Origin of the sequence: Streptomyces sp. Ag109_O5-10, from assembly GCF_900105755.1 — a bacterium.
Lineage (GTDB): Bacteria > Actinomycetota > Actinomycetes > Streptomycetales > Streptomycetaceae > Streptomyces.
In genome coordinates this window covers 8,619,854-8,632,043 of the sequence record NZ_FNTQ01000001.1, presented here as the reverse complement: position 1 = coordinate 8,632,043, position 12,190 = coordinate 8,619,854, and the positions used below count along the sequence as shown (strand labels likewise).

The following is a 12,190-nucleotide window of genomic DNA, read 5'->3' as shown; positions in this document are numbered from 1 at the left end:
GGCCTTCTCAGGGCGCCAGGGTCACCCGGATGCCGAGCGTGCCGTCGACGCCCCGGCGCAGCCTGCTGCCGAGGAGGACGAGACGGCCGGAGAAGCCGTACTTGCGGGCGATGAGGCCGCGGTAGCGGGCGGTGGTGACCGCGTCGGTGATCTCGGCGGTGGCCGGTACGGGGTCGCCGGTCGGGTTGCCGCGCACATCGCAGGGGCCGACCGTGACGTCGGCGCGGCGGCGGATGCGCTTGACCTTGAAGGAGTCGGCGGTCGTCCAGACGCCGAGGGCGTCCCCGTCCCGCACGACCCACACCGGGGTCGGGACGGGGGTGCCGTCCTTGCGGTAGCTGGTGACCAGCAGGTACTTACCGCTGCCGAGCCGGTCCAGGGCCGTACCGGAGGTGTCGTCCATGCCCGGAGTCTAGTGCTGCGGCAGGCAACGTTTGCCCGTCAAGGAGCGGCGTCCGGTGCGTGCTCTCGGCGTGCCGGCCGGAAGTCCTCGTACTGGATGTACTTGGGCTTTCGGCCGGTGCGGCGAGAGTGCGTGCCGGGCGTCGTGACAGGGCGAACGTTGCCTGTTGCGGCACTAGGCGAGTCCGCGGCCCGAAGGGCGCTGGGAGGTGCCCCCGGCCGAAGGCTGGGGGAGGACCCGCGCGGCCGGCCACGACGGCCCCGCGGTCGACGGACGGCAGGTCGCGGCGCCTTCAGCGGAGCGCTCGGTCGAGCAGGTCGAGGTACCGCCGCGCGAACAGATACGCGTCACCGGGCCACCGGGCCGACAGATAGGTGCCGTCCTGGACGACGAAGGCGTGCGTGTCGTCGGTCGCGGTGCCGCGCCGGGTGAGCTCGCGGGGGCCGTGCTCGAACTGGGCGGCCGGGTCGGCGAGGGCGGCCCGCACCTCGTCCTCGACGTAGGCGGGATAGGTCCGGTAGTAGCGCCCCAGGCGCCACGCGGTGGTCAGGTACGCGGTGCGTTCCATGTACTTGGGCAGGCAGGTGGTACGGCGGCCGGACAGGACGCTGCGCCCGGTGGCCGGGTCCCCGGTGCGGGCGAGGACGAGGACGCCGTGGCAGATCGCGCCGACCGGGCGGCCGAGCGCCCAGAACCTCCCCACCTGGTCGCGCAGTTCGGGCGAACCGAGGTACTGGCGCATGCCGGGCGCGTGGCCGCCGGGCAGCAGCAGTCCGTCGAAACCGGTGACATCGAGGCCGGACCAGCCGACCGTGTCCGTGAACTCCGGTGCTGCGGTGAGCTGTTCGTAGAACCGCTTGGGTTCGTCCTCGGCGCCGAGCTGCCCGAACAGGACGCCGGTGAGCAGCCGGGGGTCGGCCGCCGGCCGGGTGCCGGGGCGTTCGGTGGCGAAGACGACCTCGTGGCCGGCCCGGGTCAGCTCCCGCCAGGGCACGGCCACCTCGGTCACGTCGAAGTCCCGGTCGGGAAGCGGCATCAGCACACGCATGCGGCCATCATGTCAGCCGCGCGGTCACGCCTGAGGTGGGCGTCACACCTCACGCGAGCGCCGCCGCCATCCGCCGTACCGCCTCCGTGATCACCTCGGGTGAGGTGGCCAGGTTGAGCCGCACGTGCCCGGCGCCGCCGGTCCCGAAGGGGAGGCCGGAGTTGACGGCGACCCGGCCCCGCTCCAGGAAGACCTCGGCCGGATCGTCGCCGAGGCCGAGATCGCGGCAGTCGAGCCAGGCGAGGTAGGTCGCCTCGGCGGGCCGGTACCGGATCCCGGGCAGGTGGCGGTCGAGCAGGCCGGCCAGCAGGCGCCGGTTCTCGTCGAGGCCCGCGAGCAGGGCCTCCAGCCAGGCGGTGCCGTCGGTCAGCGCGGCCGTGTGGGCGATGACGCCGACGTGGCTCGGGCCGTGGCTGACCTCCTCCGGCAGCCGGGCGAGGTCGGCGGCGGCTCCGGGTCCGGCCAGGGCGAGCGCGGCCTTGAGGCCGGCGAGGTTCCAGGCCTTGGACGCGGACATCAGGGAGAGCCCGTGTTCGGCGCCCGGCACGCTCAGGTACGGCACGAAGCCGACGCCCGGCGCGGTGAGCGGGGCGTGGATCTCGTCGGCGACGACCCGGACGCCGTACCGCTCCGCGAGGGCGGTGACGGCGGTGAGCTCGTCGGCGGTGTGGACGGTGCCGGTCGGGTTGTGCGGGCTGCACAGCAGATAGCCGGCCCGGCCTCCGCCGAGGCCGCGGAAGGCGTCCTCCAGGACGTCGAGGTCGATGCGCCCGTCGGCGCCGAGCGGGGCCTCCACCACCCGCCGGCCCATGTTCCCGACGAACTGGTAGAAGGGCGGGTACACCGGGGAGTTGACGACCACCGGGTCACCGGGCCCGGTGACCAGCTTCAGCATCTCGACCACGCCGAGCATCACGTCGGGGACGATCGCGGTGCGGGCCGTGTCCAGCCCGTCCCAGCCCCAGCGTTTCGCGGCGAACGCGGCGAGCGCCTCGGCGTAGCCGGTGCCCGCCGGGTAGCCGGTGTCGCCGAGTTCCATGGCGGCCGTGACCGCGCGGACGACGGCCGGGGCGAGCGGCACGTCCATCTCGGCCACCCACACCGGGAGCACGTCCTCGGGATAGGTGCGCCATTTCATGCTGGTACGACATCGCAGCCGGTCGAGGGTGAGGGCGCGCAGCGGGTTCGGCTCGCCCGGATTCTCCTGCGGGATGCTGGTCATGGCCTCAAGATAGGCGGCCGGGGCAGGCCCGGGAACGAGGCGTACGGCCGTGCCGCACTGCCACGGGATCGTAAAGATCACCGCCGCTGTGAACGCCCTGGGGGCCACCCGCGTATGGAGAGCAGGGCGCTCGACGACCGGAGGGCCCCGCGGTGCAGGCACCGCGCGTTCGGGGTTTCGGGAGCCATGGATGAGGCACGCACGACGACGGGTCGTCCGGCGGGGGACACAGCTGGCGGCGGTCGGCGGACTCCTTCTGGGGGGCGCGATGGTCACCACGGCCATGGCGAGCGAGACGCCCGGCACGTCCGCCGTCCCGTTCAGCGCGGGCTCCGCGACCGAGGCCGGCAACACCGGTGCCGCGCTGGTGGCGAAGCTCGGTACCGCCCGTACGGCGGGCAGTTGGATCGGTGCCGACGGCAGGCCGGTGGTCGCGGTGACCGACGCCGGTGCCGCCGCGACGGTGCGGCAGGCGGGCGCCGAGCCCAAGATGGTGTCGCACAGCATGAACGAGCTCAAGGCGGCCACCGCCACGCTGAAGGCGGCGCCCCGGGTGGCCGGCACCGCGTGGGTGGTGGACTACAAGACCAACCGGGTGATGGTGGAGGCCGACAGCACGGTCTCCTCATCCGACTGGTCGGACCTGAGCCGGGTCGCCTCGGGCATCGGGAGCTTCGTGCGGATGCAGCGCTCCGAGGGCAGGTTCACCACCCGGCTGAACGGGGCGCAGCCCATCCTGTCGACGGGCGGCCGCTGCTCGGCCGGGTTCAACGTCACCAACGGGAGCACCGACTTCATCCTCACCGCCGGTCACTGCGGTCCCGCCAACACCATCTGGTTCGACGAGGGCCAGGGCAACGGCCAGCAGGTCGGCACGACGATCGACACGCAGTTCCCGGGCAACGACTTCTCGCTGATCCAGTACGCCAACGGGAAGGCCGGTGACAACGCCGACGTGGTCGCCATCGGCAACGGCCAGGGCGTGCGGATTACGGGGGCGGCCGATCCGGCGGTCGGCGAGAAGGTGTTCCGCAGCGGCTCCACCAGCGGGCTGCACGACGGCACGGTGACCGCGCTCAACGCGACCGTCAACTACCCGGAGGGCACGGTCACCGGGCTCATCCAGACCAATGTGTGCGCCGAACCGGGCGACAGCGGGGGCCCGTTGTTCTCCAACGGCATCGCGCTGGGGATGACGTCGGGCGGCAGCGGTGACTGCACCACGGGCGGGGTGACGTTCTTCCAGCCGGTGACGCGTGCGATGGCCGCGCTGAACGTACAGCTGATCGTGACGAAGCAGGCCGCCGGGGGGCAGGCCGCCACGCCCGCGCCGTCCGCGTCGGCCAACCACAGCGCCATCGCGCCGAGCGCGGCTTCACCGGGGTCGTCGGCGCCGGTCACCGGGGACGACACCAGCCTCATCACCCGGCTCACGGACACCCGCAACATCGGACCGGGCCTGCTGGTGATCGGCGGCAGTCTGATCGCGCTGGTGGGTACGCGCTTCATCCGCGCGGAACAGGACCGCAAGGCGTACCAGCGCTACTACTCGGCCACTTGGGGCTGACGGGGGGCGGCGCGAGGTCTGCCGCGCGAGGTCTTGCGAGAAGGGGCACCCGCCGTGGCAGGTGCCCGGGACGGGCCGGTCAGGCCGTCTGGCCCGGCTGCTACGGGGTCGCCGCCGCCCATTCGAGGACGAGCCGCCGGTACTCCTCGCGCTGCTCGGTGCTCAGTGTCCCGCCCGACCGGAGCCACAGGGCCCGGATCTCCTCGTTGACCTCGTCGGCCGATCGCTCGGAGACGGTTTCAACAGTGGTGGACATGGTGTGAAGCATATGCCGCTCGACGTGAAGGCGCCGTGAGTAAGTACGACCGATACGGACATATCGGACCGTGTTACTCATCACGTCAACAGGTCGGGCGCCGGTGGGAGTTCGATGCCGTCCCGGCACCGCCCGCACCTGCGGAAACGGCAGTTCAGCCGCCGGCCCGGCCGAGAACCAGGACCTGGATCGCCAGGACGGCCGCGCCCCGCGCCCAGTCGTGGAAGTCGGAGACCTTGGTCTCCAGGCCGATCGGGGCCGCGAGCGGATGCCGGTGGGTGCGGACCGTCTCCCGCACCGTGTCGCCGGCCACGTCCATCAGGCCGACCCCCTCCCCGGCCAGCAGGATCTTCTGCGGCATGACGAAGTTGGCGATCTGCGCGAGCAGGGTGCCCAGCGCCCGGCCGGCCTCGCCGACCACCCGCGCGGCCATCGGCTCGCCCGCGGCGGCGCCGGCGAGGATCTCCTCGTACGACGCGTCGCGGCCGGTGGCGGCCCGGACCTGGTAGCGGATGCTGGGGATGGTGAGCAGCGACGCGGCGCTGCCGCGCTCGCCCTGCGGGGTGAGCGGGCCCAGGGGGTCGATGATCCAGTGCCGTCCAAAACCGCGGTCCTCCTCGGCGCAGGGGACCCGCCTGCCGCCGAGCACCAGGCCGTAGCCGATGCCGGCGCCGATGGTCAGGACGACGAAGCGGTCGAGTCCGCGGCCGGCGCCGAACCAGGTCTCGGCCTCGACCAGGGCGGCCACGTCGTTCTCCACGACGACCGGCAGCCCGGTGCGCTCCCGGACCAGCCCGGCCAGCGGGACGTCACGCCAGGACAGATAGGGCGATTCGCCTACCACGGCGTTCTCGCGCACGAACCCGCCGACGCCGATGCCGATGCCCGCGATCGCGGGGTGGCGGCCGGCGAGCTCCGCGGTCATGTCGGCCAGCAGGTCGGCGACGTACTTCGGGTCGTGACCGGTGAGCGGCCGGTCGAGACGGGCGACGATGTCGCTCCTGAGGCTGGTGACGACGGCGTAGACCATCTCGTCGGTGATCTTGAAGCCGAGGAAGGACCGGGACTCGGCGACCACGGCGAGCGGCTGCGAGGGCCGGCCCTGACGGGTCTCCGGGGCGCCCGTCCAGGGGGCCTCGACGAGCAGGCCGGACTCGATGAGCGGCTTGGTGAGGCGGGTGAGGCTGCCCTGGGAGAGGTTCAGCCGACGGGCCAGCTCGGTACGCGACAGGGGTCCGTTGACGAGCACCTCGATCGCCACGGAGCGCTCCGCGGAGCTCAGCGGCAGCCAGTCGGTCACGGCATTCCTTTTCTTCCGAGACTGAAGCAACCACGCCACCCTACTGTGCGCCGTGTGCGCCGCATAAGCGCCCTGCCCGCACCTTTCTGACTTCCTTCCGCCCCTTGACGCCAAGATTCTTCCGCGACGAAAGTAACCCCCATGACTTTCTCACTCGGCATCGTCGGCGCCGGACAGTTCTCCGGACAGTTCGCCACGCTCTTCCAGGCCCATCCCGGCGTCGGCGACGTGTACGTCACCGACCTGCTGCCCGAGCGGGCGGAGAAGCTCGCCGCCGCCCAGGGTCTGGCGGGCACCTTCCCGTCGTACGAGGCCATGCTGGAGTCGGGCGTCGACGCGGTCGCGATCTTCACGCAGCGCTGGACGCACGGCCCGCTGGTCCTCCAGGGCCTGAACGCGGGCAAGCACGTGTACTCCGCGGTCCCGATGGCGATCACGACCGAGGAGATCGCCGCGATCATCGACGCGGTCAAGGCGACCGGTCTGACGTACATGATGGGCGAGACCAGCCAGTACAACCCGGCCACCGTGCACGCCCGCAACCAGATCGCCGAGGGCGCCTTCGGACGGCTCTTCTACGCCGAGGGCGACTACGTCCACGACATGGACCTCGGCTTCTACGACGCCTACCGCTACAGCGGCGGCGAGAACTGGAAGGCGACCGCCAGCTATCCCCCGCTGCTCTACCCGACGCACGCGGTCGGCGGGGTGCTCGGCGCCTGGCAGACGCACGCGGTGAGCGTGTCGGCGATCGGCGTCGTGGACGACCGGGGCGACGGCGTCTTCGACAAGGAGGTCAGCCAGTTCGGCAACGACGTGTCCAACGCGACCGCGCTGTTCGAGGTGGCGGGCGGCGGTTCCTTCCGCACCAACGAGTTCCGGCGGGTGGGCTACCCGTCCCACATCCGTGAGTCCCGCTTCCGGTTCTTCGGCACCGAGGCGAGCATGGAGCAGCTGGCGACGGTGGCGCTGTGGCAGGACAAGAAGGGCGTGCAGGACATCAGCGAACTGCTGGAGCCCAAGCCGACCATGTCCCCCGACGACCCGTCCCTCCAGCACATCGCGCCGGAGCTGCGGGCCGCCTTCACCTCCGGGTCGGCGCCGGTGCACGACCGGGCGCGGCTGCCGCGGGAGTTCGACACGCTGCACAACGGGCACGAGGGCAGCCACCACTTCCTGGTGGACGACTTCGTGACCGCCGTCAACACCCGCGGCCTCCCGACGGTCAACGCGTGGGTCGCGGCCCGCTACACCCTGCCGGGCATCGTCGCGCACGAGTCCGCGCGGCAGGGCGGGGCCAGGCTGGAGATCCCGGACTTCGGGGACGCCCCGGAGAGCTGAGCCGCGGCCGCCGGCCGGAGCCGGCGGCGGGCCGGGTGCCGTCAGGTGCCCGGCTTGCGGCCGTAGACGTAGACGTCGTCGCCGTTCTTCAGCAGCGACCAGTACTTCTTGGCCGTCGTGGTGGTCATGTTGACGCAGCCGTGCGAACCCGGCGGGTTCCACATGCTCAGACCCACCGAGTGGAAGGCCTGCCCGCCGTCGAAGAACTGGCTGTAGGGCATCGGCACGTTGTAGAGCGAGGAGACGTGGTCGATGTCACGCCAGTAGATCTTCTTCAGGCCGGTGCGGGTGACGTACCCCTTGCGGCCGGTGCGGACCGGGACCGGGCCGTAGACGAGCTTGTTCCCGTCCTGGATCCAGCTGAGCTGGAGCGTCAGGTTGACGCATGCGATGCGCCCCTTGTTGGTGGGACACTTGCCGTCCTTGTTCGGCTTGTCGCCGACGGCCTTCTGCTTGTTCATCAGGTCCATCACGCCCCAGGTGACCGAGCCGGCGTAGCCGATGTCCGGCGTGATGCCGTGCTTGTCCTGGAAGGCCTTGATCGCCTTGCAGTCGGCGGCGGACTGCTTGCCGTCCACCGGCCGCCCGAGGAACTTCTCCACCTGCTTCTGGTACGGCCCGGCCTGCGTCGTGCAGCTCGCCGCCTGCGCCGGAGCGGAGGTGAGGGCGAGGGTGAGCGGCGCCACGAGGCCCGTGACACCGAGCACGACGGCACTTCGTCTACGTATGTCCCCCATATGAAGTCTGTCTCCTCTTCCGGTTTTTCCTGTGCTGTGGTCTCGTCGTACTGGACCGCCCGATGCGCGGCATTGGTTGTAGCCCGGGGCGGGCTGTGACGAAACGGTTAACTTAGCCGCCGCGGCCGGCCGGGTGAGCACCGGTCCACTTACCCGGAAGTGGACCGCGCCACAGCATCCTGGCCGACCTAGTGCCGGGCATGCATCCGGCGCTCGCCGGCGATCTCGCCCGGCTTCCCGAACTCCTCCGGACCGCCCACGACGCAGCCGCCCGTGCGGCGGCCGGATGGGCAAAGCGACCGGTGGCCGCGCTCGGGCCCGCGCCCGCGCGGGCGCCGCTGCCGGAGCGGGGCGAGGGCGGTGCCGGCGCGCCGGCCCGGTTCACTGAGCGGTGGGCGCCGGGAATGTCGGCCTCGGCCGGGCCACGCCGCCTCGGTTTCGTCACCGGCGGTGTGACCCCGGCCGCCCTCGCCGGCGACTGGCTGACCTCCGCCTACGACCAGAACGCGGCCGGCGACGCCGGTTCCTGGGGTACCGCCCTGGAGCGTGAGACCGTCGCCCGGCCGGCCGGGATGTCCGGGCTGGGCGACGCGCACAGCGGGGCCTTCGTGACCGGGGCCACGATGTCGAACACGGTCGGTCTGGCGATCGCCCGGGAGTGGCCCGGCGAGCGGCTCGGGGTGGACGTCTGGCGGGCGGGCGCCGCCGCGCTCGGCCCGGTCGACGTGCTCTCCGGCAGCAGCCCTCGCGGCCGCCTCAGCCGCGCTCTGAGCCGAGCCGGGCCTCCCGGTGCGGCCGCAGCGCCGCGTGGAACCCGCCGTGCACGGCGGTGAGTCCGCCGTCCACGCTCAGGGTGGTGCCGGTGATCCAGGCGGCGTCGCGGGAGGCGAGGAAGGCGACGGCCGCGGCGACGTCCTCGGGCTCGCCCACCCGGCCCAGCGGGTACAGCGAACGGACGGCGTCGAGTTCGTCGTCCCGGCCCGCCCAGGCCGAGGTGCGGACGGTGCCCGGCTCCACCAGGTTGACCCGCACCCCGCGCGCGGCCGCGTGCCCGGCGAGGGTGCGGGTCAGCGAGCCGAGGCCGGCCTTGGCGGCGCTGTAGGCGTGGTTGCCGAAGTCGGCACGGGCGTTGACGGAGCCGATGCTGACGATCGCGCCCCGGCCCGAGGCGGCGAGATGCGGAAGGGCGGCGCGGCAGCAGCGGTGGACGCCGGTGAGCGTGATGTCGAGGTCGAGGGCCCACGCGTCGTCCGGCTGGTCCTCGAAGAGGGGCAGGTCCGGGGTGCAGTGCGCGGCGCAGTTCACCAGGACGTCGAGCGAGCCGAAGACGCCGGCGGCCCGCTCGACGGCCGCCTCCACCGAGTCCCGGTCGGCGACGTCACAGGCGAACGCCTCCACCGCCAGTCCCTGTTCGCGCAGCGCGGCCGCCGCCCGCTCCGCCTCGGGCAGGTCCCGGTCGGTCGCCAGCACCCGTGCGCCCTCCTCGGCCAGCCGGCGGGCCACGGCCGCGCCGATGCCGCGGGCCGCGCCCGTGACGAGAACTCCGTATCCGGCAAAGCGAGTCAGTCCGGTCATGACGACGACCGTACGGCCCGTGCGATCAACAGGACAGATACCGTGCGCACATGACCGCGTTCCTGCAGCAACTCCCGGCTCTGATAGGCGTCGTGATCGGCGCGCTCGGCTCGTATCTCGCGGTCGTGCGGGGCGACCGGGCGCGGTTCCTGCGGGAGCGGGAGGCGCGCTGGGAGGAGCGCCGGCTAGCGGTGTACAGCGAGTACGCGCGAGCGCTGAAGAAGACGGTGAACCTCACCTACCGGGTAGCCGCCCATCTCGGCAACGACCCGCATCCGCACCCGATCTCCCCGGCCGAGGCCGAGCCGCAACTGGCGGCGGCCACCGACGGCCGTGACCCGGCCGGGGAGGCGCTGATCATGCTGGGCAGCCGCGAGGTGGTGGAGCAGGCCCGGGAGTGGGTGACCGCGGTGATGGCGATGGAACGGTTCATGCGCTCCGGGACGGTCGACCCGGACGCCTGGCAGGACCTGCTGGCGCGGCAGCGGGCCTGCCGCGAGCGCTACTACACCGCCGTCCGCGAGGACCTCGCGCTGCCGCCGGGGCACCCGGCGCTCTGGCCCACCCGGCCGGCGTCCGACGGCTGAGGGCGGGCCGGTTCGGCGGTGGCGGTTCCGCGGAGGCCGGTGGCGGGCCTGCCGCGGAAGCCGACGTCACGTGCGGGTCAGTGCCCCCGGGCGATCCACTCCGCCAGCTGCGGCGCCTCGGCGCCGATGGTGGTCGGGTCGCCGTGTCCGGTCAGGACCTTCGTCTCCGGCGGGAGGGTGAGGAGCTTGTCCCGGATGGAGTCGATGATCGTCGGGAAGTGCGAGTACGACCGTCCGGTGGCGCCGGGGCCGCCCTGGAAGAGGGTGTCGCCGGTGAAGACGACGCCCAGGCCGGGGTCGTGGAGGCAGACTGCGCCGGGCGCGTGGCCCGGTGTGTGCAGGACGGTCAGGTCGGCGCCCGCGGCCTCGATGACCAGCCCGTCGGACAGGTGGTTGTCCGGGTCGCGGTCCGGGTGGGTGAGCTTCCACAGCGGCAGGTCGTCGGGGTGCAGCCAGATCTTGGCGCCGGTGAGGTCCGCGAGGGCGGGCGCGGCGTCGATGTGGTCGTTGTGGGCGTGGGTGCAGATGATCGCCTTCAGGACGCGGTCGTCGACGGCCTCGGCGATGGCCCGGGCGTCATGGGCGGCGTCGATGACGATCACCTCGCGCTCGTCGCCGACGATCCAGACGTTGTTGTCGACGTCCCAGGTGCCGCCGTCGAGGGTGAACTGGCCAGAGGTGACGAGGCGTTCGATGCGCGTGGTCATCACAGCACCACCACCGAACGCAGCACGTCGCCGCCGTGCATCCGCTCGAACGCCTTCTCCACCTCGTCGAGCTGGATGGTCTCGGTGACGAAGGCGTCCAGCGGCAGCCGCCCCTGCAGGTGCAGGTCGATGAGCATGGGGAAGTCCCGGGTGGGCAGGCAGTCGCCGTACCAGCTGGACTTCAGGGCGCCGCCGCGGCCGAAGACGTCCAGGAGGGGCAGTTCCAGCTTCATCTCGGGGGTGGGCACGCCGACCAGGACGACGGTGCCGGCGAGGTCGCGGGCGTAGAAGGCCTGCTGGTACGTCTCCGGGCGGCCGACCGCCTCGATGACGACGTCGGCGCCGAAGCCGCCGGTCAGGCCGCGGATCGCCTCGACGGGGTCGGCCTCGCGCGAGTTGACCGTGTGGGTGGCGCCCAGGGAGCGGGCCTTGTCCAGCTTCCGGTCGTCGATGTCGACGGCGATGATCTTCGCGGCGCCCGCGAGCCGGGACCCGGCGATCGCCGCGTCGCCGACCCCGCCGCAGCCGATCACGGCGACCGAGTCGCCCCGGCCGACGCCGCCCGTGTTGATCGCCGCGCCGATGCCCGCCATCACCCCGCAGCCCAGCAGCCCGGCGACCGCCGGGGAGACGGCCGGGTCGACCTTGGTGCACTGCCCGGCGGCGACCAGCGTCTTCTCGGCGAAGGCGCCGATGCCGAGGGCCGCGGAGAGCTCCTGACCGGTCGCGGCGAGGGTCATCTTCTGCTGCGCGTTGTGGGTGTTGAAGCAGTACCAGGGCCGCCCGCGCAGACAGGCCCGGCACTGGCCGCACACGGCACGCCAGTTGAGGATCACGAAGTCACCGGGCGCGACGTCCGTGACGCCCGCCCCGACCGACTCCACCACCCCGGCGGCCTCGTGGCCGAGCAGGAAGGGGAACTCGTCGGTGATCCCGCCCTGTTTGTAGTGCAGGTCGGTGTGACAGACCCCGCAGGCCTGTACCTGTACGACGGCTTCGCCCGGCCCGGGGTCGGGCACCACGATCGTCTCGACCCGCACGGGCTCGTCCTTGCCCGGTGCGATCACGCCGCGTACTTCCTGCGCCATGGGCCTGCCCTTTCGTCGCTCTGCTGACGTGCTGTCTTCCGACCCTACGCGGGAACGATCAGCGACGGCACGCATCGGTCGACGCGGATCGTCCGGCAGCGCCGCCGTTCGTGTGGCCACCCTCCCTGCCACATACCCCCAGGGGGTACATCTGCCAAGACGCCTCATGCTCCCCCAGCACCTTGCTACAGCCCCCGCGTGCCTCCGGCGCCCGGGCCGAGCGCGCCGGGCACGACATCCCGGCGGCGGCCTCGGCGCGACCCCGGCGAGGCTCGGTTCCGCCCGGGCTGACCGGGCGGCCCCGGTACCGGGAGCGGCCGTCGTAGCCTGGGGCGTCGGAGGGCGCCGCCCGCCGCCCG

General features: G+C 72.5%; 13 protein-coding genes. 4 read left to right on the top strand and 9 right to left on the bottom strand.

Annotated features, from left to right (window positions below; all coding sequences use genetic code 11):
- Positions 1–7: 7 nt before the first annotated feature.
- The 3 genes from BLW82_RS39360 to BLW82_RS39345 all read right to left on the bottom strand — a co-directional run bounded on the left by BLW82_RS39360 (position 8) and on the right by BLW82_RS39345 (position 2,673).
- The gene (locus BLW82_RS39360; protein WP_093506777.1) at positions 8–403 is read right to left on the bottom strand and encodes a PPOX class F420-dependent oxidoreductase; all 396 of its coding nucleotides are present in this window, start codon (positions 401–403) and stop codon (positions 8–10) included.
- A 292-nt stretch (positions 404–695) separates the two neighbouring features.
- Complete coding sequence (locus BLW82_RS39350) at positions 696–1,451, bottom strand: type 1 glutamine amidotransferase domain-containing protein (protein ID WP_093506773.1); 756 nt, start codon at positions 1,449–1,451, stop codon at positions 696–698.
- A 49-nt stretch (positions 1,452–1,500) separates the two neighbouring features.
- A complete protein-coding gene (locus tag BLW82_RS39345; protein WP_093506771.1) occupies positions 1,501–2,673 on the bottom strand; it encodes a MalY/PatB family protein in 1,173 nt (390 codons plus the stop codon).
- 190 nt (positions 2,674–2,863) lie between these two features.
- On the opposite strand from BLW82_RS39345, the gene BLW82_RS39340 reads away from it, so the two are divergent.
- Positions 2,864–4,240, top strand: coding sequence for a S1 family peptidase (locus tag BLW82_RS39340; RefSeq protein ID WP_093506769.1), 1,377 nt, complete (start codon positions 2,864–2,866; stop codon positions 4,238–4,240).
- Between the two features lie 100 nt (positions 4,241–4,340).
- Here BLW82_RS39340 and BLW82_RS44740 read toward each other — a convergent pair whose 3' ends face one another.
- Together BLW82_RS44740 and BLW82_RS39330 are read right to left on the bottom strand one after the other, a co-directional pair.
- On the bottom strand, positions 4,341–4,496 hold the full coding sequence (locus BLW82_RS44740; RefSeq protein WP_177232773.1) for a hypothetical protein: 156 nt from the start codon (positions 4,494–4,496) through the stop codon (positions 4,341–4,343).
- A gap of 154 nt (positions 4,497–4,650) precedes the next feature.
- The gene (locus tag BLW82_RS39330) at positions 4,651–5,796 is read right to left on the bottom strand and encodes an ROK family transcriptional regulator (protein WP_256216103.1); all 1,146 of its coding nucleotides are present in this window, start codon (positions 5,794–5,796) and stop codon (positions 4,651–4,653) included.
- Between the two features lie 141 nt (positions 5,797–5,937).
- Here BLW82_RS39330 and BLW82_RS39325 point away from each other — a divergent pair, with 141 nt between their 5' ends.
- Positions 5,938–7,137: a Gfo/Idh/MocA family protein gene (locus BLW82_RS39325; RefSeq protein WP_093506765.1), complete on the top strand. Its 1,200-nt coding sequence runs from the start codon at positions 5,938–5,940 to the stop codon at positions 7,135–7,137.
- 41 nt (positions 7,138–7,178) lie between these two features.
- Here BLW82_RS39325 and BLW82_RS39320 read toward each other — a convergent pair whose 3' ends face one another.
- Positions 7,179–7,874 carry a L,D-transpeptidase family protein gene (locus tag BLW82_RS39320; protein ID WP_093506763.1) on the bottom strand — a complete coding sequence of 232 codons (696 nt, stop codon included), beginning with the start codon at positions 7,872–7,874 and terminating at the stop codon, positions 7,179–7,181.
- Between the two features lie 200 nt (positions 7,875–8,074).
- Here BLW82_RS39320 and BLW82_RS39315 point away from each other — a divergent pair, with 200 nt between their 5' ends.
- Complete coding sequence (locus BLW82_RS39315; RefSeq protein ID WP_177233212.1) at positions 8,075–8,707, top strand: hypothetical protein; 633 nt, start codon at positions 8,075–8,077, stop codon at positions 8,705–8,707.
- Here BLW82_RS39315 and BLW82_RS39310 read toward each other — a convergent pair.
- Entirely contained in the window at positions 8,631–9,449 is an 819-nt protein-coding gene (locus BLW82_RS39310) for an SDR family NAD(P)-dependent oxidoreductase (RefSeq protein ID WP_093506761.1), read from the bottom strand. The genes BLW82_RS39315 and BLW82_RS39310 overlap by 77 nt on opposite strands.
- Before the next feature lie 50 nt (positions 9,450–9,499).
- Between BLW82_RS39310 and BLW82_RS39305 the strand changes: the two genes are divergently transcribed.
- Positions 9,500–10,036 (top strand): hypothetical protein, encoded by a 537-nt coding sequence (locus tag BLW82_RS39305; protein WP_093506759.1) that lies wholly within the window; start codon positions 9,500–9,502, stop codon positions 10,034–10,036.
- Positions 10,037–10,113: 77 nt separating this feature from the next.
- On the opposite strand, the gene BLW82_RS39300 is transcribed toward BLW82_RS39305, so the two are convergent.
- Together BLW82_RS39300 and BLW82_RS39295 are read right to left on the bottom strand one after the other, a co-directional pair.
- Positions 10,114–10,743: an MBL fold metallo-hydrolase gene (locus BLW82_RS39300; RefSeq protein WP_093506757.1), complete on the bottom strand. Its 630-nt coding sequence runs from the start codon at positions 10,741–10,743 to the stop codon at positions 10,114–10,116.
- Positions 10,743–11,831: an S-(hydroxymethyl)mycothiol dehydrogenase gene (locus BLW82_RS39295; protein ID WP_093506755.1), complete on the bottom strand. Its 1,089-nt coding sequence runs from the start codon at positions 11,829–11,831 to the stop codon at positions 10,743–10,745. Before BLW82_RS39295 ends, BLW82_RS39300 begins: the two co-directional genes overlap by 1 nt.
- Between the last annotated feature and the right edge of the window lie 359 nt (positions 11,832–12,190).

What these genes read in the sequence shown, in the direction of transcription:
- BLW82_RS39360 (WP_093506777.1), bottom strand. Translation starts at nt 403, where the DNA reads ATGGACGACACCTCCGGTACGGCCCTGGACCGGCTCGGCAGCGGTAAG.
- BLW82_RS39350 (WP_093506773.1), bottom strand. Translation starts at nt 1,451, where the DNA reads ATGCGTGTGCTGATGCCGCTTCCCGACCGGGACTTCGACGTGACCGAG.
- BLW82_RS39345 (WP_093506771.1), bottom strand. Translation starts at nt 2,673, where the DNA reads ATGACCAGCATCCCGCAGGAGAATCCGGGCGAGCCGAACCCGCTGCGC.
- BLW82_RS39340 (WP_093506769.1), top strand. Translation starts at nt 2,864, where the DNA reads ATGAGGCACGCACGACGACGGGTCGTCCGGCGGGGGACACAGCTGGCG.
- BLW82_RS44740 (WP_177232773.1), bottom strand. Translation starts at nt 4,496, where the DNA reads ATGTCCACCACTGTTGAAACCGTCTCCGAGCGATCGGCCGACGAGGTC.
- BLW82_RS39325 (WP_093506765.1), top strand. Translation starts at nt 5,938, where the DNA reads ATGACTTTCTCACTCGGCATCGTCGGCGCCGGACAGTTCTCCGGACAG.
- BLW82_RS39320 (WP_093506763.1), bottom strand. Translation starts at nt 7,874, where the DNA reads ATGGGGGACATACGTAGACGAAGTGCCGTCGTGCTCGGTGTCACGGGC.
- BLW82_RS39315 (WP_177233212.1), top strand. Translation starts at nt 8,075, where the DNA reads ATGCATCCGGCGCTCGCCGGCGATCTCGCCCGGCTTCCCGAACTCCTC.
- BLW82_RS39310 (WP_093506761.1), bottom strand. Translation starts at nt 9,449, where the DNA reads ATGACCGGACTGACTCGCTTTGCCGGATACGGAGTTCTCGTCACGGGC.
- BLW82_RS39305 (WP_093506759.1), top strand. Translation starts at nt 9,500, where the DNA reads ATGACCGCGTTCCTGCAGCAACTCCCGGCTCTGATAGGCGTCGTGATC.
- BLW82_RS39300 (WP_093506757.1), bottom strand. Translation starts at nt 10,743, where the DNA reads ATGACCACGCGCATCGAACGCCTCGTCACCTCTGGCCAGTTCACCCTC.
- BLW82_RS39295 (WP_093506755.1), bottom strand. Translation starts at nt 11,831, where the DNA reads ATGGCGCAGGAAGTACGCGGCGTGATCGCACCGGGCAAGGACGAGCCC.